Annotated in this window: 17 protein-coding genes; 5 read left to right on the top strand and 12 right to left on the bottom strand. The window is 72.7% G+C overall.

Going from position 1 to position 22,489, the window contains the following annotated elements; all coding sequences use genetic code 11:
- Positions 1 to 230: 230 nt before the first annotated feature.
- Genes AB0M99_RS31640 through AB0M99_RS31630 form a run of 3 tightly spaced genes read right to left on the bottom strand, consistent with a single transcriptional unit; the run spans position 231 to position 2,201 of the window.
- Complete coding sequence (locus tag AB0M99_RS31640; RefSeq protein WP_365926536.1) at positions 231 to 500, bottom strand: hypothetical protein; 270 nt, start codon at positions 498 to 500, stop codon at positions 231 to 233.
- Positions 501 to 510: 10 nt separating this feature from the next.
- Positions 511 to 1,224: a helix-turn-helix domain-containing protein gene (locus AB0M99_RS31635; RefSeq protein ID WP_365926534.1), complete on the bottom strand. Its 714-nt coding sequence runs from the start codon at positions 1,222 to 1,224 to the stop codon at positions 511 to 513.
- A gap of 29 nt (positions 1,225 to 1,253) precedes the next feature.
- Complete coding sequence (locus AB0M99_RS31630) at positions 1,254 to 2,201, bottom strand: diiron oxygenase (protein ID WP_365926532.1); 948 nt, start codon at positions 2,199 to 2,201, stop codon at positions 1,254 to 1,256.
- A gap of 186 nt (positions 2,202 to 2,387) precedes the next feature.
- On the opposite strand from AB0M99_RS31630, the gene AB0M99_RS31625 reads away from it, so the two are divergent.
- Positions 2,388 to 3,494 carry a ferritin-like domain-containing protein gene (locus tag AB0M99_RS31625; RefSeq protein WP_365926530.1) on the top strand — a complete coding sequence of 369 codons (1,107 nt, stop codon included), beginning with the start codon at positions 2,388 to 2,390 and terminating at the stop codon, positions 3,492 to 3,494.
- Positions 3,495 to 3,532: 38 nt separating this feature from the next.
- On the opposite strand, the gene AB0M99_RS31620 is transcribed toward AB0M99_RS31625, so the two are convergent.
- Complete coding sequence (locus AB0M99_RS31620; protein WP_365926528.1) at positions 3,533 to 5,008, bottom strand: penicillin-binding transpeptidase domain-containing protein; 1,476 nt, start codon at positions 5,006 to 5,008, stop codon at positions 3,533 to 3,535.
- On the bottom strand, positions 5,005 to 6,363 hold the full coding sequence (locus AB0M99_RS31615; RefSeq protein ID WP_365926544.1) for an FtsW/RodA/SpoVE family cell cycle protein: 1,359 nt from the start codon (positions 6,361 to 6,363) through the stop codon (positions 5,005 to 5,007). Before AB0M99_RS31615 ends, AB0M99_RS31620 begins: the two co-directional genes overlap by 4 nt.
- A 117-nt stretch (positions 6,364 to 6,480) precedes the next feature.
- On the opposite strand from AB0M99_RS31615, the gene AB0M99_RS31610 reads away from it, so the two are divergent.
- Positions 6,481 to 6,870 carry a DUF6325 family protein gene (locus AB0M99_RS31610; RefSeq protein WP_365926526.1) on the top strand — a complete coding sequence of 130 codons (390 nt, stop codon included), beginning with the start codon at positions 6,481 to 6,483 and terminating at the stop codon, positions 6,868 to 6,870.
- Positions 6,870 to 7,307: an SHOCT domain-containing protein gene (locus AB0M99_RS31605; RefSeq protein WP_365926524.1), complete on the top strand. Its 438-nt coding sequence runs from the start codon at positions 6,870 to 6,872 to the stop codon at positions 7,305 to 7,307. Before AB0M99_RS31610 ends, AB0M99_RS31605 begins: the two co-directional genes overlap by 1 nt.
- A gap of 100 nt (positions 7,308 to 7,407) precedes the next feature.
- Here AB0M99_RS31605 and AB0M99_RS31600 read toward each other — a convergent pair whose 3' ends face one another.
- Positions 7,408 to 13,593, bottom strand: coding sequence for a DNRLRE domain-containing protein (locus AB0M99_RS31600; protein ID WP_365926522.1), 6,186 nt, complete (start codon positions 13,591 to 13,593; stop codon positions 7,408 to 7,410).
- A 309-nt stretch (positions 13,594 to 13,902) separates the two neighbouring features.
- Between AB0M99_RS31600 and AB0M99_RS31595 the strand changes: the two genes are divergently transcribed.
- A complete protein-coding gene (locus tag AB0M99_RS31595) occupies positions 13,903 to 15,108 on the top strand; it encodes a C40 family peptidase (protein WP_365926520.1) in 1,206 nt (401 codons plus the stop codon).
- Here AB0M99_RS31595 and AB0M99_RS31590 read toward each other — a convergent pair.
- Genes AB0M99_RS31590 through AB0M99_RS31570 form a run of 5 tightly spaced genes read right to left on the bottom strand, consistent with a single transcriptional unit; the run spans position 15,018 to position 20,716 of the window.
- Positions 15,018 to 16,319, bottom strand: coding sequence for a styrene monooxygenase/indole monooxygenase family protein (locus tag AB0M99_RS31590; RefSeq protein ID WP_365926518.1), 1,302 nt, complete (start codon positions 16,317 to 16,319; stop codon positions 15,018 to 15,020). The genes AB0M99_RS31595 and AB0M99_RS31590 overlap by 91 nt on opposite strands.
- A gap of 30 nt (positions 16,320 to 16,349) precedes the next feature.
- On the bottom strand, positions 16,350 to 16,982 hold the full coding sequence (locus AB0M99_RS31585; protein WP_365926516.1) for an ATP/GTP-binding protein: 633 nt from the start codon (positions 16,980 to 16,982) through the stop codon (positions 16,350 to 16,352).
- On the bottom strand, positions 16,963 to 17,352 hold the full coding sequence (locus AB0M99_RS31580) for a DUF742 domain-containing protein (protein WP_365926514.1): 390 nt from the start codon (positions 17,350 to 17,352) through the stop codon (positions 16,963 to 16,965). Before AB0M99_RS31580 ends, AB0M99_RS31585 begins: the two co-directional genes overlap by 20 nt.
- Positions 17,349 to 17,831, bottom strand: a complete 483-nt coding sequence (locus AB0M99_RS31575) for a roadblock/LC7 domain-containing protein (RefSeq protein WP_365926512.1) — start codon at positions 17,829 to 17,831, stop codon at positions 17,349 to 17,351. Before AB0M99_RS31575 ends, AB0M99_RS31580 begins: the two co-directional genes overlap by 4 nt.
- Positions 17,828 to 20,716: a nitrate- and nitrite sensing domain-containing protein gene (locus AB0M99_RS31570; protein WP_365926510.1), complete on the bottom strand. Its 2,889-nt coding sequence runs from the start codon at positions 20,714 to 20,716 to the stop codon at positions 17,828 to 17,830. Before AB0M99_RS31570 ends, AB0M99_RS31575 begins: the two co-directional genes overlap by 4 nt.
- Before the next feature lie 403 nt (positions 20,717 to 21,119).
- Between AB0M99_RS31570 and AB0M99_RS31565 the strand changes: the two genes are divergently transcribed.
- A complete protein-coding gene (locus AB0M99_RS31565; RefSeq protein WP_365926508.1) occupies positions 21,120 to 21,893 on the top strand; it encodes a protein phosphatase 2C domain-containing protein in 774 nt (257 codons plus the stop codon).
- Between the two features lie 127 nt (positions 21,894 to 22,020).
- Here AB0M99_RS31565 and AB0M99_RS31560 read toward each other — a convergent pair whose 3' ends face one another.
- A complete protein-coding gene (locus tag AB0M99_RS31560) occupies positions 22,021 to 22,461 on the bottom strand; it encodes a MarR family transcriptional regulator (protein WP_365926506.1) in 441 nt (146 codons plus the stop codon).
- Positions 22,462 to 22,489: the final 28 nt, after the last annotated feature.

The raw sequence follows: 22,489 nt of genomic DNA, 5'->3' as shown, positions 1-22,489 counted from the left end.
CCGGCGTTTGAGGCGCGGGTCCGGGCAGAGCCCGGGGAACGGTGGAAGGGCGGGTAGGGGACGGCCCCGCGCAGCGGCAACCCGCGCCCCCGGCCCCGCCGAGGCCCGACGGACGGAGTCCGGCGCAGCGGGCCGAAGCCGCGAAGCGGTGCGAGGGGCGCGTCGGGAAATGGGTCCGCGCAGCGGTGCGAGGGGCGCGTCGGGGAAGGGACGCGTCAGGAAAGCGCGGCTTACGAAGCCTTCGGCTTCGTCCACGGCCACCGCGGCCTCGGCCTCACCCCGGACGGGGAGTACGCGTACTTCCAGCCCTTCTGGAGCCCGAGCCGCTTCGAATACCCCGCCGGGACCCGCTCGTAGAGCAGCACCGTCGGCGGCCCCCCGTCCGCCGCCGGGACCGGGATCTCGTACCACTTCGGGGGATGACCGGTCGGACCGAGGAGGATCGGCAGGACCCGGCCGTCCATCGGGCCGCCCTCGAAGGGGGTGGGTTCGCTTCTCACCCCACCAGTGTCACAGCAGGTGCGCCGCCTCGGAGACCACCGGGATCACGCGCCGGGCGAGCACGCCCACCGGCCCGTCCGCGGATTCCATCGCGAGCGCGGCCCGCGCGGCGGCCGCCGTTTCGGGGTCCGTGGCCGCGGTGGCCGTCAGCAGGGCGATGAACTGGTCCACCAGCCAGTCCCGGAGGGACTCGACCTGCGGCTGCTTGCCCTCGTCGATCCAGACGAGCGAGGCCGCCTCGACCGCAGTGATCCAGGTGCGCACCATCATCCGCAGCCGCGGCCCCGGCGCGGGCACGGACAGATGGAGGAGGATCTGCTCGGCCGCCGAGCGGCGGATGCCGTCGACCGTGGCCGTCGTGCGGGAGGTCTCGACGACGCTGCCGCCCTGGAGCAGCGCTGCGAAGCCCGCGTCGTGCTCGTCGACGAAGGCGAGGTAGCGGTCCAGGGCGCGGGACAGCCGCTGGGTCAGCGGGCCTTCCTGGGGTTCGGCGAAGCAGAGTTCGAGCAGGTCGGCCGCCGAGCGCAGGGCGGCTTCGTACAGCTGCTGCTTGCCGCCCGGGAAGTAGCGGTAGACCAGTGGGCGCGAGACCCCGGCGGCCTCGGCGACGTCGTCGAGCGAGATCTCCTCCGGCGCCCGGTGCGCGAACAGCGACAGGGCCGCGTCGAGGAGCTGGGCCCGCCGCTCCTCGACGCTCAGCCTGCGGTACGCGCGTACGGTCATGTCCGCAGGGTAGCCCCAAGGCCATCGCCTCAGGCCAGCAGTCCCGAGCTCTTCCACAGCCTCCGGCCGACCCCGCGCAGGACGCCTATGTCGTCGAGGAAGTCCGTGAGGCGCTTCGCGCCGGTCTGCATCACTTCCCGGCGGTGGCCGCTCGCCTTGACCTGGGCGAGCGCCTCGCGCCGGTCGAGGCCGATGTTGTCGTAGACGGCCGGGTTGACGAAGGCGAGGGAGAAGACGCGGGCGGCCTCGCCGCAGCTGATGCGCGTGAGCTCCTGCTCCCAGCGCGGGGCGGTGAGCATCTGGCGGCGCAGTTCCTCGCGGGCGTAGCGGACGTGCCGGGCCTCCTCGATGACGTGGATGCGGGTCACGCCGCGTACGAGGGGCTGGATGCGCTCGTCCGGGAAGGTCAGGCGCTGCATCCAGTCGAGGATCTCCTCGCCGAGCAGGGTGCAGGCGAAGGAGCCGGGGGTGGTGGAGATGGTCTTCAGCACCCGGGCGAGGTTGTGGTTGGTGCGCGAGACCGGGTAGGCGGGGGCGCCGCCCTTCTGGATCATGCGGGCGAACATCATCGAGTGGCGGCACTCGTCGGCGATCTCGGTGAGTGCGTAGCGGACGTGATTGCTGGTCAGGGACTTGTCGTAGATGTGCCGGACCAGCAGCTGCATGAGGATGATCTCGAACCAGATGCCGAGCGAGCCGAGTGCCGCCGCCTCGTGGCGGGAGAGGTCGATGCGCTGCTCCTCGCCCATCTTCCTCCAGAGCGGGGTGTCGTAGAGGGAGAGCAGCTCGGGCGGCCAGTAGTACTTGCCCTCGATCGTCGGGGCGTCCCAGTCGAGTTCCTTGTCGGGGTCGAAGGAGTGCTTGGCCGAGGATTCGAGCAGTCGTTCGGCGATCTGTTCGCGGTCCTTGAGGAGGCCGAGCGCGTCCTGCAGGACCCGGCGATCCGTGCCGGTGCTGCGGTCGGTCGTGGTCGTCATGGCGGGGCACCTCGCCCATTCGTCTGGGGGATTCGGCCGGGGTTACCAGCGGTCACCTGTTATGAGACTGCTTGTCAGCAAGACCGTCAATCCCCCGCGCACGACTTGTTGACCGCGCGTCTACCAACGTGTGACGCTGCCAACTGTCCAGTCCTGTACGCGAGTACGTGAGACGAGGGGGCGTCAGTGTCGACGCACGAGCTCTACACCAACGACCCGGGCGAGGGCGTCTGGCCCGTCCCCGCGTCCGGATCGGCCCGCTTCAGCTGGGAGTACGACGGGGGCCGCGAGCGGCTGCTCGCGCTCTACCAGAAGGGCAAGGACAAGCAGTGGGACGGCGCCAAGCGCATCGCATGGGACCTGGAGGTGGACCCGTACGACCCGCTCGGCACCCCTGACGAGGCACTGACCCTCTACGGGACCCGGCACTGGGCCAAGTTCACCGAGAAGGACAAGGGCGAGCTGCGCCGGCACTACGCCGCCTGGAACTTCAGCCAGTTCCTGCACGGCGAACAGGGCGCGATGGTGTGCGCCGCGCGCATCGTCGAGTCGGTGCCGGACCTGGACGCGAAGTTCTACTCCGCCACCCAGACCATGGACGAGGCCCGGCACGCCGAGATCTTCGGGCGCTTCCTGCACGAGAAGGTCGGGATGCTCTACCCGATCAACGACAGCCTCCAGGGGCTGCTCGGCGACACCCTGCGCGATTCCCGCTGGGACATGCCGTACCTGGGCATGCAGGTGCTCATCGAGGGGCTGGCGCTGGCCGCCTTCGGGATGATCCGCGACACGACCGACAAGCCGCTGCCGAAGCAGATCCTCGCGTACGTGATGCAGGACGAGGCCCGCCACGTGGCGTTCGGGCGGATGGCGCTGCGGGACTACTACAAGCAGTTGACGGACGCCGAGCTGCGCGAGCGCGAGGAGTTCGTGATCGAGGGCTGCTACCTGATGCGTGACCGGCTGCGCGGGGTGGAGGTGCTGGAGAACTTCGGCATCCCGCGGCAGGAGGCGGAGCGGTTCAGCGAGGAGTCGGAGTTCCTGCACCTGTTCCGCAAGCTGCTGTTCAGCCGGATCGTGCCGTGCGTGAAGGACATCGGGCTGTGGGGGGAGCGGCTGCAGAAGGCGTACCTGGAGATGGGCGTCTTCGACATGGGCGACTCCAACCTCGACCTGCTCATGAGCCAGGACGAGGAGATCGCCGAGGCTCTGGACCGCGAACGGTTCGCGGCCGAGGAGACCGAGCGGGTGGCGGAGGTCCGGGCGGCCATCGCCGAGGGCGCCGGGGCCTAGGTCCGGCGGTCCGGCGGTCCGGCGGGAGGGGGCGCGCCTCAAGGGGCCGGCGGTCCGGCCCCGTACAGCGCGGCCTCCATCACCGCCCGCGCGATCGGCGCGGCCGCGCTGTTGCCGCTGATGTCCCTGCGGTCGGCCGCCGCGTCCTCGACCACCACCGCCACCGCGACGGCCGGCAGCGGTGCGCCCTCGGCCTTGGCCCAGGCGATGAACCAGGCGTACGGGGTGCCCGCGTTGCCGACCCCGTGCTGGGCGGTGCCGGTCTTGCCGCCCACCAGCGCGCCGGGGATGGCCGCGTTGCGCCCGGTGCCGTTCTCCACCACCCTCACCATCAGGTCCTGGAGCCGCATCGCGGTCGCCGGGTTCATGGCCCGGCCGAGGGTGCGCTGGTCGGAGCGGCGGACCTGGTCGCCGTCGTCCTGCGTCGTACGGTCCACCAGCTGGGGCGACTTGACCTCCCCGCCGTTCGCGACGGCCGCCGCCACCATCGCCATCTGCAGCGGGGTGGCCGTGGTGTTGAACTGGCCGATCGAGGACAGGGCCAGCTGGTCCGGGCTCATGTCGGTGTCGAAGTTCGACCGCGACACCCAGGACGGCACCCGCAGCCCGCCGTCGTTGAAGCCGAACCGGCTCGCCGCCTCCACCATCCCGCGCAGGCCCACCTGTACGCCGATCTTCGCCATCACGGTGTTGCAGGACCACTGCACCGCGTCCGCCATCGAGGCGTCCTGGCAGCCGGTGCCCGCGTTCGGCAGCAGGGTGCTGGTACCGGGCAGCGGGTAGGGGTCGGGGGTCTGCGTCGGCGCGTCCACGTCGCTGACCACGCCCGCGTCCAGGGCGGCCGCCGCCGTCACGATCTTGAACGTGGAGCCGGGCGGGTACGTCTCGCGCAGCGCCCGGTTGAGCATCGGCCTGGCCGGGTCCGCGTTCAGCCGCTCCCAGGCCGCCTTGACTCCGGAGCCCGTGCCGGACAGCAGCGCCGGGTCGTAGGAGGGGCTGCTGACCAGCGCGAGGATCCTGCCGGTCGCCGGCTCGACGGCCGCCACGGCGCCCCGCTTGCCCGCGAGCCCCGTGTACGCGGCCAGCTGCATGCCGGCCCGGACCGTGGTGACGGCGTTCCCGCCGCCGGGGCGGCCGCGCGACAGCTCGTACCAGAGCGGGAAGGCGGAGAGCCCGGGATCGGTGCCGGCGAGGATCCCGTCCTCGGCGCGCTCCAGGAAGCTGGTCCCGTAGGTCTGCGAGGAGAAGCCGGTGACCGGGGCGTAGAGCGGGCCGTTCTTGTACGTCCGCTCGTAGCGCAGCAGTTGGCGGCTGTCGCGGGAGCCGGTGACGGCCCGGCCGTCGACCAGGATGTCGCCGCGGGGCTCGGCGTAGCGCTCGATGGCGGGGCGTTTGTTGGCCGGGTTGGCGCCGTAGGCGGCGGCCTCCCAGACCTGCACGCGGGCGACGTTGACCAGCAGGGCGACGAGCAGCAGGACGCAGAAGTACGCGCACCACCGGATGTAGCGGATCATTCGGCCGCCCCCTCTGCGGGCCGGGGCCTGCGGGCGCTGTCGCTGAGCCGGATCAGCAGGGCGACGATGATCCAGTTGGTGACGACGGAGGATCCGCCCTGGGCCAGGAAGGGCATGGCCATGCCGGTGAGCGGGATCAGCCCGGTGACGCCCCCCGCGATGACGAACACCTGGAGCGCGATGATCGAGGCGAGCCCGGTCGCCAGCAGCCGGCCGAAGGGGTCGCGCAGGGCGAGGCCGGCGCGGAAGCCGCGGGAGACGAGGAGCCCGTAGAGGAGCAGGATCGCGGTGAGGCCCGCGAGGCCGAGCTCCTCGCCGGCGGTGGCGAGGATGAAGTCCGATTTGGCGGCGAAGCCGATGAGGAAGGACTGGCCGTGGCCGAGTCCGGCGCCGAGGAGTCCGCCGGCGCCGAAGGCGAAGAGGGACTGGGCGAGCTGGCCGGGGCCCTGGCCGCGCTCGATGGAGGCGAAAGGATTCAGCCAGTCGTCCACGCGGCTGTTCACGTGCGGCTCGAAGGTGCCGACGGCGTACGCGCCCACGGCGGCCAGCAGCAGCCCGATCGCGATCCAGCCGATCCGCCCGGTGGCGGTGAACAGCATGATCACGAACAGTCCGAAGAAGAGCAGCGAGGTGCCGAGGTCGCGCTCCAGGACGAGGACGCCGACGCTGAGCAGCCAGATCGCGAGGATCGGGCCGAGGACGCGGCCGGGCAGGAGCTTCAGCTTCCAGAACAGCCGGCGGCCGGTGAGCGCGAGCGCGGTGCGGTTCGCGGCGAGGTAGGCGGCGAAGAACACGGCGAGCAGGATCTTGGCGAACTCTCCCGGCTGGAAGGAGAGTCCGGCGAACCGGATCCAGATGTGGGCGCCGTTGACCGCCGGGAAGAAGACGGGTACGAGCATCAGCGCGAGGGCGACGGCCACCGAGAGGTAGGCGTAGCGCTGGAGTTCGCGGTGGTCGCGCAGCCCGGCGACGACGAGGACGAACAGCGCCAGCCCGAGGGCGGACCAGCGCAGCTGGTCCCCGGCGGTGAGGTGGCCCGGGGTGGTCGCGTCGAGGCGCTGGATGAGGACGAGGCCGAGGCCGTTGAGCAGCACCGCGATCGGGAGCAGGAGCGGATCGGCGTACGGGGCGCGCAGCCGGACGGCGAGGTGCGCGGCCAGCGCCGCGACGGCGAGTCCGCCGGCGTAGGAGGCGGCGGCGCCCGGGATGCGGCCGGTGGTGGCGAGGCCGACGTAGAGGTGGCCGAGGACGGCGATCAGGACGGCGCCGGCGAGGAGCGACAGCTCGACGCCGCGGCCCGTGGGGGCGCCGGCGTCGGGGGGTGGCGGGGCGGGGTCGGCCACCTTCGCCGTCAGAGCGGTCATACGGGAAACGTAGCAAGCGGGCGGGTCGTATGTCCGCTTATGTCATAGTGTGCCGAAGAGTCGTCAGAACCGGTCGGATGTGAAGTAGGGAATCGGGAGTCTCGCCCCATGGGACCTGTGGAGTTCATCGTCCTGGCCTTTCCGGAGGAACAGCTGCGGGTGCCGGCGGTCGAGGCGGTGATGGGATTGCGCAAGACCGGGGTCGTACGGCTCATCGACGGGCTCGTGGCGACGAGGACCGCCTCGGGGGAGGTGCTGGCGGCGGAGTTCGACGAGTTCATCGAGCTGCAGGGCCTGCTGACGGGCCGTGACGTCGCCCGGCTGATCGGGCCGGAGGACGTGCGGGAGGCGGCGGAGCTGCTGGACCGGGGGAACTGCGCGCTGCTGCTGGTGGTGGAACACGTGTGGGCGGAGGACGCGGCCGTCGCCGTACGGGCGGCGGGCGGGCGGATCGTGGGCTCGGTCCGCATCCCGGCGGAGCGGGTGGGGGTGGCCTGATGTTCATCCGGCCGGTCGGGGTCACGGTCCGGGCGGCGAACCGCCCGGCGGGCCACCCGCTGCTCCAGGGCCTGCTCTCCCGTGCGGCGGGACCCCCGCCGCGGGGCCTGCTGGGCCGGGCGGTGAAGGCCGCGCAGGACACGGGCGCGGCGGACTGGGAGCCGGAACCGGACCAGGGCCGGGACGAGGACTGGGAGCCGGAGGACCAGCACCAGGGCTGGGACCCGGAGCAGGAGCCACGACCGGAGCACGAGCCTGAGCCGGGACACGAGCCGTGGCCGCCGGACCCCCGCTTCCCGCAGGAGCCGCCACCGGCCGGCTCCGCTCCCCCGTCGGGCCTGGTCTCGGAGCTCACCCGGCTCGCGGACCTGGCCCGGGAGGGCCTGCTCACCCCGGAGGAGTTCACGACGGCCAAGGCCCGGCTGCTGCGGGGATGACGAGAAGCCCGGGCCCCTTCCCTGAGGGAAGTACGGCCCGGGCTTCACTGTGCCACCGGCGCCACGGCGCCGAAGGGGTTCAGCGCCGTGTCATCCGTGCTCAGAACTTGTTGCGCACCACGCTCTTGAGGTTCTTGCCCAGCTTGTCCCAGTAGCCCTTGGCCTGGTTCTCGCTGCAGGTGCGGCCGCAGATGGCCGCGGCCCCGCCCAGCTTGCCGCGGATCTCGAGCTTCATGTGGCCCTTCGACTTGTAGAGGTCGAAGCCGATCCAGCCGCCCGGCCAGTCCGGGTGCCCGAACCGCGCGCCCAGCTGGAGGTAGCTCTTGCCGATGCTGTTGACGTTCACCGGGAAGTACATCGAGATGCCGTGGACCACCGGCCGGAGCGTGAAGTCCTGGCCCTCGTGCGTGATCTTGTTCGGGCGGCCCGGGATCGGGAAGACCGCCTTGAAGTGGCTCTTCCAGTAGTTGAACACCGACTTGTCGGACGCACCGGTCTTGCCCAGGTCGTAGTACCGGTAGTAGCTCGCCTGCCCGCTGATGTCACTGCAGCCGACGGGGTCGCCGCTGCAGTAGCCGTAGGCGTTGGAGCCGCCCGCGTACTTCGGGTCGGACTGCAGGAACCGGCCCGTGGCCGGCTCGTAGACGCGGGCACCGGTGAGCGCCAGGCCGCTGAGCGTCTCGCCGGAGACCTGCGCGGAGCCCTTCCAGCCGTAGCGGGCCGCGCCGGTGTCGTCGAGCGGCACGCCGTACTCGTCGTACCGCTGGACGGTCGACGCCGCCGGGTTGGTCAGGTCGAGCCGTACGGCGACGTCACCGCGCAGGTTCGCGAACTGCAGGACGACACCGCCCGCCTGGCCCGTGGTGGCACCCAGCGCGCCGCCGATGTCGTTGACGAACCGGGTGACGCTGCCGTCGGCCTCCGTGAGCCAGTCGGGGCTGGCCGACTCGTCACCGTAGTGCTGGGTGATCTTGCCGGTCATGCTCCAGGTGCCGTCGGTGCCCTGCGTCTGGGTGGTGGCGACGGCGGCGCGGCCGCCGGCGTCCAGGTCCCAGATGCGGCGCTGCGTGCCCACCGTCTCGGAGCGCAGCACGTCACCCGCGAAGTAGTCCAGCTGCACGCCGCCGTTGACCGTGGTGCGGCCGAGGGCGTCGTACGTGCGGCCCGTGAGCCGGTCCGCGCTGTCGTACGTGTAGGCCTGCGTACCGGTGACCGCGTCCGCGGTGCCCGGGTCGCAGTCGTCCGCGGCGGACGACTTCGAGGTGCGGTTGCCGTTGGCGTCGAACGCGTAGCCGCGCACGGTGCAGCCGGCCGTACCGGAGTCCGTGACCTGGGTCAGGCGCCCGGTGGCGTCGTAGCGGAATCCGCTGGAGACCGTGGCGCCGTCGGTCTGGGTGTGGCCGGCCTGGCGCCCGGTGATGTGGTACTCGGCGACGTCGGCCAGCGCGATCACACCGGCGGAGTCGGTGTACTGGCGGGAGGTCACCCGGCCCGTGGTGTCGGCGCCCAGCTTGAGCTGGTAGCCGCCGGGCAGGTTCTGCGAGACGAGCCGGCCCTCGACGTCGTACGCGGCCGTGAACGTGCCCGCGACGGAGTCGGTCAGCGTGCCCAGGTCACCCTTGGCGGTGTAGCCGAAGGTGGTGGAGGCGGAGGTGGAGTCCGAGGACTTCACCGTCCGGTCCAGGTTGTCGTACTCGGTCCGGGTCGTGTTGCCGGACCCGTCCGTGTAGGAGATCAGACGGCCGAGCGCGTCGTGGGCGTAGCTCACGGTCTGCCCGTTGGACGTCTGGGTCTTGGTGTGGCCGGTCTCCGAGTCGTAGGTGAACACGGTGTCCGACACCGCCGTGCCCGGGCCGCCGCTCGCGGAGGCCTTGGCGCGCCGGCCGGCGTCGTCATAGGTGATGGTGCTGGTGACGGTGGCGCCGTTGGCCGTCTTGGCCGTGATGGCCACTCCGCCCCAGCGGTTGTACTGGTAGGTGGTGGTGGCCAGCTCGGCGGGGTTGGCGCCGCCCCCGGTCACCGTCGCGGCGGGCGCCGTCCTGCAGAGCAGACCGGCCCACTCCGGGCGGGCGGCGCACTCGCCGCTGCCCGTCGCCGTGTAGTAGGTGTACAGGAGGGTTCCCGCGTCGCTGCCGTTGGAGGCGGCGACGCTGGTGGTGGCCAGCCGGCCGTCCGCCCGGTAGGTGGAACGGGTGTTGGCCAGCTGCGCGCCCTGGCCGTCCTTGGTGGTGAGCTCCTCGCCGGTCGCCCAGTTGTACGTGGTGACCGTGGTACGGGCGTCCGCGTCCTGCGGGTACCCCTCGATCGCCGCGCCGGCCACGCTGGAGGTGACCTGGCCGGACACCTCGGCGTCGGCGGGCCGGCCCTCGTCGTACTTGTTCGCGGTGTGGCGGCGTACGGGCACCAGGGCGCCCGCGGGCAGGGCCGGGTTGGCCCCGGAGGCTGCCACGTCGCCGATGAGGACGGCCTGGTGGACCGGGCCGTAGCTGTCGAGGACGCGCTGGCCGTCCGCCGAGTAGACGCTCGTCTCGGACAGGCGCTCGGCGCGCTCGGACGTGGACAGCGCGCTGAGGCCGAGCCCGGAGAGCGTGGCCGCGGCGTCCGGGGCGGTGCCCAGGGCCAGGTCGCGGTTGGCGGCGCTCAGCGAGGCGACCGGGTTGGCGTAGGCGTCGTACTCGGTGGTGGTCAGACCGCCGCCGGGGGTGGCGGTGTTGGTCTCCCGCCCGTTGGCGTCGGCGTACGTCACGCTCGCGCGGGCGTAGGCGGCGGCCGTGAGGTCACCGCCCGTCGAGGAGGCCGGCACGGCGTCGGCCGGGAAGACCGCGGTCGCGTCGGCCGGGACCTCGTTCTGGGCCCAGGTGGCCACCGTGGCGGCGTCCATCTGGAACGGGGCCTTGGCGCCGGTCAGCGGCACGTCGTAGACGACGGTGTTGACTGCCTCGCCCGCGACGGTGGTCGCGGAGCCCTGTTCGAGGGTCGGGCGGGTCACCTTCAGGAGCATCCCCTCACCGGCGGTGAGGGAGGAGCCTGCCTTGCCGTAGTGGAAGTTCCACGGCAGTTCGCTGCCGGGCTTCATCCAGAAGACCCGGTTGCCCGCGTCGTAGGAGTACTGGACCTGCGTGGCCTGCGAGTAGTGGGGGTTCCACTGCTGGCGCAGCCGGCCGCTCTTGTCGTAGCGGTACACCGACAGGACCTCGTCGCGTGCGGTGGCCGCGCCGGGGTCGGTGGCCCAGAGCTTGATCTCCTTGACCTGTCCGGCGAAGTCGCCGAAGTCGGCCGCCGTGGACCAGCCCGTGGCGGTGGTGGCCGTCGCGTAGACGAACTCCACCACGCGGCAGCCCTTGGTGGAGGGGGTGGCCTGGCAGGTGGCCGCGGTGACGCCCTCGGTGGGCGAGATCAGGTACTTGGGACGCGCGACCGTTTCGGTGCCCGCGGCCACGGTCTCGGAGACCTGCGTGACGGTGGAGTCGTCCACGGCTGCCGCGGAGGTGGCCAGGGTCCACGTGGTGGCTCCGGCGGCGGCCTTGGTGAAGACGTTGACCGTGGCGTCGCCGGTGTCGCGCAGGGTGAAGGAGCCCGAGGTGAGGGACCCGGTCAGGGTGAGCGTGCCGGCTCCGGTCTCGGCGGCCCAGCCGCCGCCCGCCGTGGCGGTGAACGCGGTGGAGGAACCGTCCGCGTCGAGGATCTCCACGGAGGTCGCGGAGGTCTTGCGGAGCTGGGTGTAGCCGTTGCCCGAGGTCTGCGCGACGACCGAGGAGACCCAGCCGGGACCGTAGATCTGCGCCTGGCCCTCGGAGTCGGACGGGTTGGCCCGGGAGGAGGCAGTACGGGCGACGGACACCTCGAACGCGGAGACGTCCTTGGCGCTCAGGCGGTAGTCACCGGTGAGCAGGTTGAGCGAACCGGGGCCGACCGAGGTGGTCGGGGCCTCGCCGGCATTGCGGTCGACGGTGACCGTCGCTTCCGGGGAGGAGTCCGAGAGCGTGCCGTCGGTGAAGACCGCCCGCACGTCGACGGGGCCGTCGTTGCTCAGGGTGTCGGTGACGTTCCAGTACAGGGAGGCGGGCTTGCCGCCGGTGACGGCGACGGGCCAGGCGGTGATGGCGGTGCCGTCGGAGCTGCGCCGGACGTTGGGCGCCGGCACGTCCTTCCACGTGTCCGTCTCGCCGTGGCGGTACTGGTAGCGCACGCCCGTGTAGGTGGGCTTGCCCTCGGACAGCAGGGTGACGCGGCGCGCGGGCCGGTCCCCCTCGGCGGGGGCGGTCAGCGCCGCGCCCTTGCCGGCCGAGAAGGCGTGCGTGACGTCGGCGGAGGTGTTGCCGGCCGCGTCGCGGGTGTGCGCCGTGACGGTGTGCGGGCCGGCCTTGAAGGTGAGCGTCTTCGACACGGCCGCGCCGGTCGTCGCCACGGTCACCCAGGCGCCGGAGTCCAGCCGGTACTGGATGTCCTTCACATCGCTCGCGGGCGGGGTGAAGGTGAAGGAACCGGAGAAGTCGCCGTTCGCGTCCGCCGTACCGGACCACTGGCCGGCCGGGAAGGCCGTCGAGGAGATCGCGGTGCCCGCGGGCTTGGCCGTGTCGACGGTGAAGGTCTGCCAGGCGGACCAGGTGCCGTTCCAGGTCGTGCCGTCGTAGACGGCCGCGCGCCACTTGTAGCTGCCCGGCGCGAGCGCCGTGGCGGGGGTCCACGGCGCGGCGACGCCGGAGGCCGTGAAGGCGGACTTGCCGGCCTGCACGGCGGCGGTGCCCGTCGGCGTCCAGATCTCGTAGCTGAGCTGGACGGTGTTGCCGTCGGCGTCGGTGGCCTTGGCGGTCAGCGTCGGGGTCGTGTCGGCCGTGGCCGTGCCGGACAGCGGCGAAACGGGGGTGGCCGCACCCGGCTTGGTGTTGTAGTTGACCGTCAGCGAGGGCTCGAAGGCCGCGTTGTGCGATCCGTCGGTCTGGTTCGCCGAGTGGTAGCGGCGCCAGGTGAGGGCGTCGCTCTCGTTCACGGCCGCGATGCGGACACCGTAGTTCGGCTGGCCGTCCGCCCAGGCCTGCACGATCGCGTCGACGTCCCAGGAGACGTGGCCGGCGGGGCACGCGGAGCTGTAGCCCTTGGCGGCGGTGGAGGTCACGGCGCCGGCGGACGTCGTCGCGGGCTGGTTGGACCAGGTGATCGCGGACGGGTCCCAGGCGGCGGTGATCCGGCTCACCTGGTTGCCCGAGTTGGCCGTCGAGCAGCTGGAGGAGTAGTACGAGTACAGGCGCAGGTCCGTGTCGAGGATCTGCTTGCCCTTGTACTTGTCGACGTTGAACTGGAGGAACGAGCGGGCCTTCTCGGCGCCGTTGTACGTACCGGCCTTCAGCTCGGTCGAACCGCGCTGGGAGGTCAGGTAGTCGTCGTACTGGATCCAGGTGTCGGTGACCGGGCCCATCAGCGAGTCGGTCGGGTCGATCGTCACCGGGTAGGTGAGCTTGGGGTCGTTCAGGAACTCCAGGCTCGGCTTGAGGACCAGGACCTGGCCCTTGCCGCCCTTGGCCTCTTCGACCTCCACCTCGACCGGGGCTATGTGCTCGGCGTCGCCGGAGGCGCGGTCGTAGGAGGAGTCCCACATGACCGGGGCGGGCGCGGTCGCCTTGGTCTTGTCCGCGGAGTCGTTCCAGCGCAGCCGCTTGTCGGCCGTCTCGGCGAGCTTGAGGCCGCTCGCCTCGACCGGTATCCGGTACTCCACGGGCGTCTTGGGTGCCTCGTGGAGGACGACCGAGTGGGAGAAACCTTCCTTCAGAGCGGTGACGACGAGGTCGCCACCGCCCGCGACGGCGTTCTTGTACGTCGCCGTCGAGCCCTTCAGCTGCGGCGCGGGCAGCTTGTCCTGCCAGCCGATCCCCAGGGTCTGGCCATCACGGCCCACCTTGACGAGGGGCTCGCCCGAACCGCCGTCCGAGAGCGCCACATCGGCCGCGGCCGACTTCGGGCGCACGACGTCGCCGGCGTCGACGAGGCTGGTGTCGATGGGCTGCCAGCGGCCCTGGGCGTCCTTGACGCGGATGGGGCCGGTGTACGTCCGCACCGAGGTGCTGCCGTTCGGCTCCGCGAAGGAGGTGGTCGAGTCGGTGCGCTCGTCCAGGATTTCGATGGGGCGCTTCTGAAGGCGCGCCAGGAGCTGTGCGGTGGCCGCGTCCTTGGCCTCGGCCGGGCCGGCCGAGGGCCCGGCGGCCGGCTTGGGAGCGGGCGGGGCGGCAACGGCCGCCTGCGCGACGAGCACGGTGTTGGCGGCCAGGACCAGGGCCGCCGCGGCGGCCACCGTCCTGATCCGCCGGGATGAACCTCCGCCTGCGGAACGGGGGTGACCCGCATCCGCCGGGGATATGGAAGATCTGTTCAACGAACACACTTTCTAAGGGCAGGAAAACGGAGGCGATCCTCGCACTTCAAGATTGGAGCCGCAAGCAGCCTCGCCCCCGGTGCGGAACGCACCGTTCCGGTACGTCGGACGAGCCCGCCGGGGCGGCTCCGGGCCGCCACGCGAGTGACCTCTCCAGGACTGGCCGACCCGGGTGGGCGATTTGTCATACCGGGCGTGGCAGCATCGGCTGCTCCTGGAGGTGATTACGTGTCAGCTCGGCTGCTCCGCGCCGCCTGCGTCGCCGCGGTCCTCGTCGTGACCGCGCCGCCCGCCCGCGCCGAACCCGCCGCCCCCGCAGCCCCCATCGCCCCCGCCGAACCCGTCGGCGTACTGCTCACCCGGCTGCAAGGGCTCTACCAGAAGGCCGAGCAGGCCACCGAGGCCTACAACTCCGCCGAAGCCGCGCTCACCGCCCGGCAGGGCGAGGAGCAGCGTCTCAGCATCGAGCTCGGCAGGGCCCGCAACGTCCTCGGGGCCGAGCAGGCGGCCGCCGGGCGGCTGGCTCGGGAGCAGTACCGGGAGGCCCGCGGGTTCTCCCCGTACGCCCGGATGCTGTTCTCCGGGGACCCCCAGAGCGCCCTCGACCAACGCCGGCTCGCCGCCCGCGAGGGGGCCCGGCGGGCGGGCGTACTGACCCGGCTCGCGCGGGGCGAGCGGCACGCCGACTCGCTCGCCGCCGCGGCCCGCAAGGCCCTGGACTCCGAGCAGTTGCTCACGAAGGAGAAGAAGCGGCACCAGGCCGAGGTCGCGCTCCAGCTCAAGGAGGTGGAGAAGGTCCTCGCCTCGCTCACCCCCGAGCAGCTCACCCGGCTCGACACCCGCGAGGCCGAGAACACCGCCGCCGCGCAGCGGGCGTTGGTCGGCTCCGGCAGGCTCGGCCCCGCCGCGACCCGTACGCCCACCGCGGCCGGCGGGGCGGCCCTGACGTACGCGACCGCGCAGATCGGCAAGCCCTACGTGTGGGGCGCCGAGGGGCCGGGGTCCTTCGACTGCTCGGGGCTGACCTCGCAGGCCTGGGCGCACGCCGGCCGCGCGATCCCCCGTACCAGCCAGGAGCAGTGGGCGCAGCTGCCCAAGGTGCCGCTGGACCGGCTGCGGCCCGGGGATCTGGTGGTGTACTTCCCCACCGCCACGCACGTGGCCCTGTACATCGGGGACGGGAAGGTGATCCAGGCCCCGCGGCCCGGCGCCACCGTCAAGGTCTCGCCGATCGCCGCGAATCCGCTGCTCGGGGCGGTCCGCCCGGACCCGGACGGCACTCCCCTGGCCGAATTCGCCCCACCGCCGCTGCCCGAGGCGGCCGCGGCGGGGGACGACACCGGCTACTCAGCGGAGTCCGGACCGGATTCCGGGTCGACGGCGGCGGGAGCGGGGGCCGAAGCGGAGGCGGCCGAGGCGACCTCCGCCAGGTAGTCCGCCGCGTCCTCGGGGTCGTAGAAGTACGCGTCGAAGTCCGCCGGGTTGTCGAAGCCGTTGGCGAATCGGTCCGCCACCGGCTGGAGCTGCCCGGCCGCCCCGATCAGGTTCAGCACGTGCTCCGGCGGGACGCCGAGCATGGCGTTCGTCCACTGGGTCACCGGCTTGCCCGTGGTGAACCAGAACTTGTCGAAGGTCGCCTTCATCCACGCCTCGTCGAACGGCTTGTCACCGTGCATGAGGATCGAGGAGAGGTACGAGGCCGCGCACTTGGAGGCGGAGTTCGAGCCCTGCCCGGTGATCGGGTCGTTCGCCACGACCACGTCCGCGACGCCCAGCACCAGGCCGCCGCCGGGGAGCCGGCCGATCGGGTTGCGCACGACGGGCGCGTAGCGGCCGGCGAGCGTGGCGCCCGCGTCCGTCAGCTCCACGTTCTTCGCCCGCGCGTACTCCCACGGCGTGAACTTCTCCATCAGCTCCAGCGTCAGGGCGAGGTGTTCCGCCGGGTCCCGCACCCCGTTGAACGCGTCCAGCGGTCCGCCCGGGATGCCCTCCCAGAACAGGATGTCCGCCCGGCCCGAGGTGGTCAGCGTCGGCATGACGAACAGCTCGCCCACGCCCGGCACCAGGTTGCAGCGCACCGCCTCGGTGTCCGGGTGCTCGGGGCGCGGGCCGAGCCCGTGCACGTAGCTGACCGCCAGGGCCCGCTGCGGGGCGTCGTACGGGGAGCGCGCGGCGTCCCGCCCGAACATCTGCACCAGCTCGCCCTTGCCGGCGGCGACCAGCACGAGGTCGTACGTACGGGAGAAGTAGTCCAGGTCGGCGACGGACGCGCCGTGGATGACCAACTGCCCGCCGCGCTGGGCGAAGGTGTCCAGCCAGCCGGCCATCTTCACGCGCTGGTCCACGGACTGCGCGCAGCCCTTCAGCCGGCCGAGCCAGTCGACGGCGCGGCCGGAGTCGGGGGCGGCGACCGAGACGCCCAGGCCCCGGATCTTCGGTGCCTGCTGCTCCCAGAAGTTCAGCTGGAGGTCGCGCTCGTGCTGCAGCGCCGTGTCGAACATGACCTGCGTGGACATGACCCGGCCGGTGCGTATCTCGTCCGCCGTCCGGTTGGACATGAGGGTGACCTCGTACCCCTTGGACCGGAGTCCGAGGGCGAGCTGGAGACCGGACTGGCCGGCGCCGACGACGAGTATCCTGCGCATTTCACGTTCTCGATTCGGTCTGTGTACGGGCTATTCGGGCGTCGCGTCCAGGGCGTGGCCCACCAGGGTCAGCAGGGACTCGACGACCGTGGCCCGGCGCCGCGCGTCCATGATCACGACGGGCACGTGGGGCGGGATGGTCAACGCCTCGCGCACGTCCTCGGGCTCGTACGCGCGCGTGCCCTCGAAGTGGTTGACGGCGACGGCGTACGGCAGCCCGCAGCTCTCGAAGTAGTCGAGGGCGGGGAAGCAGTCGCGCAGCCTGCGCGTGTCGGCCAGCACGATCCCGCCGATGGCTCCGCGGACCAGGTCGTCCCACATGAACCAGAAACGTTCCTGCCCCGGCGTCCCGTACACGTACAGCACGAGGTCGTCGTCGAGCGTGACGCGCCCGAAGTCCATCGCGACGGTGGTGGTGTGCTTGTCCGGGGTCGCGGACAGGTCGTCGGTCGGGACGCTGGCCTGGGTCATCACCGCCTCGGTGCGCAGCGGGGTGATCTCGGAGACGGAGGACACGAAGGTGGTCTTGCCGACCCCGAACCCACCCGCGACCAGCACCTTGACGGCCACGGGCGCGCGCGAGCGGTCGTACTGCCAGGGCTGTACGGGATCGTCGGCGGTCCCCGCCTCCCGGCCGGCGGAGTCAGAGACGGCGAAGACCACCGAGCACCCTTTCGAGCAGTGCGCGTTCGGGGCGGCCGGTGCCGTGCCCGGTCCCGTAGACGCGCAGCCTTCCCTGGTCGGCCAGGTCGCTGACCAGGACGCGGACCACGCCGAGCGGCAGCTTCAGCAGCGCGGCGATCTCGGCGATCGTGCGCATGCGGCGGCAGACCTCGACGATGGCGGGCATCTCGGGCATGCGGTCGGGCTTCTGCGGCTCGGGCGCCTTGGTGTCCAGGGCGGCGACGAAGGTCTCCACCAGCAGGACGTGTGCGACCCGGGTCCGGCCGCCCGTGAGGGAGTACGGGCGGACGCGGGCGGGGCGGCGGTCGGCGCCGCGTATCGGCAGCCGGTCGGAGGCCGGACTCCTCACGGGGTTCTCTCCATCGACTGGCGCAGCTCACTGCGGACTTCGGGGGTCAGGACGTGGCCGGCGCGGCCGACGAACAGGGCCATGTGGTAGGCGACGACGCTCATGTCGCAGTCGGGGGCGGCGTGCACGCCGAGGAGCGAGCCGTCGCTGATGGCCATGACGAACACGGAACCGTGCTCCATGGCCACCATGGTCTGCTTCACCGCGCCGCCGTCCATGAGGGCGGCGGCTCCGGTGGTGAGGCTGCCGAGGCCGGAGACGATGGTGGCCAGGTCGGCGGAGGCGCCGCGCGGCCCCTTGGGGCGGTCGGCGGGTGGCTGGTCCTGCTCTCCGACGGGGTCGGAGGAGAGCAGCAGCAGCCCGTCCGAGGAAACGACGGCCACGGAGTCGACGCCGGGCACCTCCTCGACCAGGTCGGTCAGCAGCCACTGAAGGTTGCGGGCCTGGCTGCTCAGTCCGTACGTACTGGGCGCGGTCATGTGCGTGCCTCCTGTGCGGTGTCCCCCCGGTCGGTCTGCCCTTGGTCCTGTCTCTGGTCCTGCCCCTGATTGCGGTGCTGGTTCCGGTCCTGCGCGATCTCCGCCGCGGCGACGCGCCGCCCGTCCTGGGCGCCCCGGTAGAACCCGCCGAGCCGGCGGCGCAGTTCGTCGGCGTCCACCCGGCTCGGTTCGGGCCGTACGTCGTCCCCGCGCCCGGCGGCCACGACCCGCGGGGTGCGCTTGGGCAGGCCCTTGTCGGTGACGGGCTCGGCGTCGGCGCCGGCCTGCGCCTCGGCGGTCTCGGACAGGGGGTGGCTGCCCCGGCGGGGCAGCCAGTCGTCGTCGGCGGCGGGGGCGTGGCCGTGCGGTTCGGGCGCCGGGTCGGGTACGACCCGCGCGAGCAGTTCCTCGCCCGGGTCCCCCTGGGCCGGAACGGTGAACACCTGGTCGGCGGGCGGCAACTGCCCGTCCTCGGCGGCGAACTGCGCGGGCGCGGCCTGCGGCTGCGCTTCGGGGACCGTCTCCGGCTCGGCGGCGAGCCCGGGCTCCGGGACCGGCGTGGCGCCGAACTCCGACTCGCTCTCCGGCCCGGACTCCGGCTCGGCCGCGAACTCGAACTCCGGCGACGGCTCGGCCTCGAAGCCCGCCGACGGTCCCGGCTCGGGTACGAGCACCGGCCCGGGCTCGGCGGTCGGCTCGGCGGTCGGCTCGGCGGCGAAGTCCGCCTGCGGCTCCGGCCGGACGGTCGGCTCCGGATCCGTGAGGTCCCGCAGCCGCGCCTGGAGGGTGTTCTGGTTCGCCTCGGCGATCACGCCCGGCAGGTGCAGGGCCTGCGCCCCCGGCGTCGCCAGGGCGTGCACCGGCGACACCGGCGGCGTGTCCGGCAGCAGCGCCGCCGGGACGACCACCAGGGCCTCGGTCCCGCCGTACTGCGCCGCGCGGAGCTCCGCCGTCACCCCGTGCCGCGCCGCGAGCCGCCCGGCCACGTACAGGCCGAGGCCCAGGCCGTGTTCCGACTCGGGCTCCTCGTCGTAGGCCTCCGGCGTGGCCAGCCGGGAGTTCAGCGACTCCAGCCGGTCCCCGGTGACCCCGATGCCCGTGTCCAGGACGGACAGCACCACGTCGCCGGAGTCCAGCAGCCGGCCGGACACCTTCACCTTGGCGTCCGGCGGCGAAAAGGTGGTCGCGTTCTCCAGCAGTTCCGCCAGCACGTGCGAGATGTCGTCGGCCGCGTGGCCGGCCACCTGCGTGTACGAGGGCAGCGCGGCCAGGTCGACCCGCTCGTAGCGCTCGATCTCGCTGACCGCCGCCCGCATGACGTCCACCAGCGGCACCGCGGCGGCCTGTCCGTGGCCGTGCTCCTGACCGGCCAGGACCAGCAGGTTCTCGTTGTGGCGGCGCATCACGGTCGCCAGGTGGTCCAGCTTGAACAGGGTCGCCAGCCGGTCCGGGTCCTGCTCCTTGGACTCCAGCTCCTCGATGACGGCGAGCTGGCGCTCCACCAGGCCGAGCGTGCGCAGCGAGAGGGAGACCGAGGTCGTCGACATGATGCGGCGGTGCTCCTCCAGCCCCGCCCGCAGCTGCGCGAGCTCGTCCTCCAGTACCTCGCGGCCCGAGGACAGCGCCTCGTTGCGGCCGATGATGCGGCGGCGGTCCGCGTCGAGCCCGGCGATCCGGGTGTGCAGGGAGACCGTCTGGTCGCGAACCGCGTTGAGGTGGCGGACGACCTCGGCGAACTCGTCGTTGCGGCCCGTGAACCGCACCGGTTCCACCGAGCCCTCGGGGGTCGCCAGCCGGGCCGCGCCGCGCCGGAGCACCGACAGCGGGCGGGTCAGGGAGCGGGCGACCGCCGTGGAGACGGCGACGGTGACCAGGAACAGCAGGCCGAGGAAGGCGACGAGCACCTCCAGCGAGGTGACGTCGTCGTCCCGCAGCGCGGCCAGCGCGGTGGCCCGCTGGCCGGCGAGGGTGGATTCCACCGACCGCATCCGGTCGATGCGGGCGGTGAGCGCGGAGCCGACGGTGGGCCCGTCGAGCCTGCGGTCGGCGGCCGCGAGCGTGGGCCGGTCGGTGAGGCGTCTGAGGTAGTCGTCGGCCGTCTTGACCTCGGGCCCGGTGACGGTCGCGGCGAGGGTCTGGCGCACGTCGGGGCGCGCGGCCCGGGCGAAGTCGTCCAGGGCGGCCTGTTCCCGTACGCGGGCACGCTGGGCGGCGGTGGTGAGTTCGTCCACCACCGCCGAGTTGGGGAGCTGCTCGCCGCGGGGGACGGCCAGCGCGGCGAGCAGCAGTCCACGGGTGGCCGCGGCCTGTTCCACGGCCTGGCCGAGGGGGGCCAGCGGCCGGGTGGTGGCGAGGGCGGCCCCGGCGCGCGGAGGGGTGAGCTCGGCGAGCCGGTTTCCGGGGGCGAGGAGTTCGGCGATGACGCCGGCGTAGGCCTGGTGGGCGGCGAGGGCGGTGCCCTTGCCGTCGACGGCCTCGGTCCGGACGGCCCGGACCCGGCCGATGGCGCGGGCGAGTTCCTCGTCGGCGTCCGCCTGGACCTCGGCGAGCTGCCGGTCGGTACGGGCGAAGCGCTCCTGGACGGGGCCCTTGGCGGCGGCGCCGGGGCGGCCCTTGGCCACGTACTCGATGACGGCGTCGCGCTCGTCGCCGAGGAGGTGGGAGAGGGTGAGGGTCTGCCGGGTCTGCTCGGCGAGCGTGACCAGGCGCTGGGAGTCGTTCAGGTCCGCCGAGGCGGAGACGGCGGCGGGGGCGCCGGCCGCGAGGACGGTGAGTCCGGCGACGGCGACGCCGATGACCAGGCGGCTGCGCACGCGGACGGGGCGTCCTGCGGGGGCGGGCCCGTCGGGGGCGGTGCCGTTCTGCCGAGACCGCTTCTTCTGCACCGGTGCTCGCAATCCTGTACGTGTTGCTCGTGCTGCTCGTCTACTCGTGTGGCCGAGGTAACGGCCGGTCAACAAGTAAACGCTCCTTGCCCCCTCGTACCGCCACAGACCATCGCAGTGTGTTGGGGAGAGAGCCGCCCATCGCCCACCCGGCCACTCGAAGGAGTGAACATCACGGATGAGTTGGCAACCAACTCGGCGATCGGGTGTCAGGGCGCGGCGGTGGACAGGCGGTTGAAAGATCGATGCGGCTTTTGGCAGTATGCCCGCCCACATCTCCGGGCGGCGCCTCCTGTCCCACACCCGGCTCCCTACGCCTCACGGGCCCCAACTGCCTCGGCATTGGTACGGACTTTTCGCGAGCCGAGCCGCGCCACCGGGCCCCGCCGGGCAGAATGTCCGTATGCGCATAGACCTGGCCTCGGTCCCCGGCAGCCCGGAACGCCCCAATGAGGACTGGGTGTCGGCCGCCGTCCCCGCGTCGGGCGGCGGCGTGCTCGTCACCCTGGACGGGGTCACCCCGCCGCGCGGCGAGGTCGGCTGCGCGCACGGGGTGCCCTGGTTCGTGACCCGGCTCGGCGGCCGATTGACCGAACTGTCCGGATCGCGGCGGGACATGCCGCTGAGCCGGATCCTGGCGGAGTCCATCACCGCCACCGCCGGGGCCCACCGGGACACCTGTGACCTTTCTCACGTACGCACCCCGCAGGCGACGGTGGTCGTCGTGCGCTGGGACGAGGAGTGGGTCGAGCACCTGGTGCTCTCGGACTCCGTACTCCTGCTCCAGGCACCCGGCGGCGAGGTGACGGCCGTCCTCGACGACCGGCTGGACCGGATACCGCGCGAGGCGCTGCGTACGGCGGACCGGGCGGACGCCCTGCGCAACGCCGAGGGCGGTTTCTTCACCGCGGCCGCCGACCCGTCGGTGGCCGCGCGGGCGGTCACCGGGCGCACCCCGCGGTCGCAGGTCCGGGCGGTGGCCGCGCTCACGGACGGGGCCAGCCGGTGGACGGACACCTTCCGGGAGGGCGGCTGGGCCGAGTGCATGGCCGTGCTGCGCAAGGAGGGGGCACACGGGCTGATCGGCCGGGTACGGGCCCTGGAGTCGGCCCCGGGCCGCCCGCTCGCGCGCGGCAAGCGGCACGACGACGCCTCGGCGGTGTACGCGGAGCTCTGAGCCCCGCTGCTCTGAGCCCCGCCGCTCTGAGCCCCGCTGCTCTGAGCCCCGCTGCTCTGAGCCCCGCCGCTCGACGCCCTGCTACCTCGACGCCCCGCCGCTCGACGCCCTGCTACTCGACGCCCTGCTACTCGACGCCCGCGTTCAACTGGTTCAGCAGCCGTGCCAGTTCCGCGACCTCGCCCCGGTCCCAGTCGGCGAGCTTGCGCATGTACTGCTCGCGCCGGGCGTCCCGTACCCGCAGGAAGCGCTCGCGGCCCTCGTCCGTGAGCCCGACCAGGAAGGCCCGGCCGTCCGCCGGGTCCGGCTCGCGGGCCACCAGGCCCAGCACCTCCAGCGCGCGCAGCTGGCGGCTCATGGTGGCCTTGCCGACCCCGAAGTACGCGGCGAGTTCGGTGGCCCGCTGGCGGCCCGCGGCCTCCAGGCGCGTGAGGAGCCCGTACGCGGCCGGCTCCAGCTCGGGGTGCAGGGCGCGGGCCATCTCCCCGGAGGAGGCCCGGGCGCGCCTGAGGAAGACGGACAGCTCCCGCTCCAGGGCAAGGAACTCCTGGTCTTCGCTCCCGTGCACGTCCTGCTCCTTCGGTGGGGTGCGGCGC

It is taken from the genome of Streptomyces sp. NPDC051183, from assembly GCF_040682455.1.
Classification (GTDB): domain Bacteria; phylum Actinomycetota; class Actinomycetes; order Streptomycetales; family Streptomycetaceae; genus Streptomyces.
Note: the sequence above shows the minus strand (reverse complement) of the source record. Positions and strands in the feature narration are given on the sequence as shown.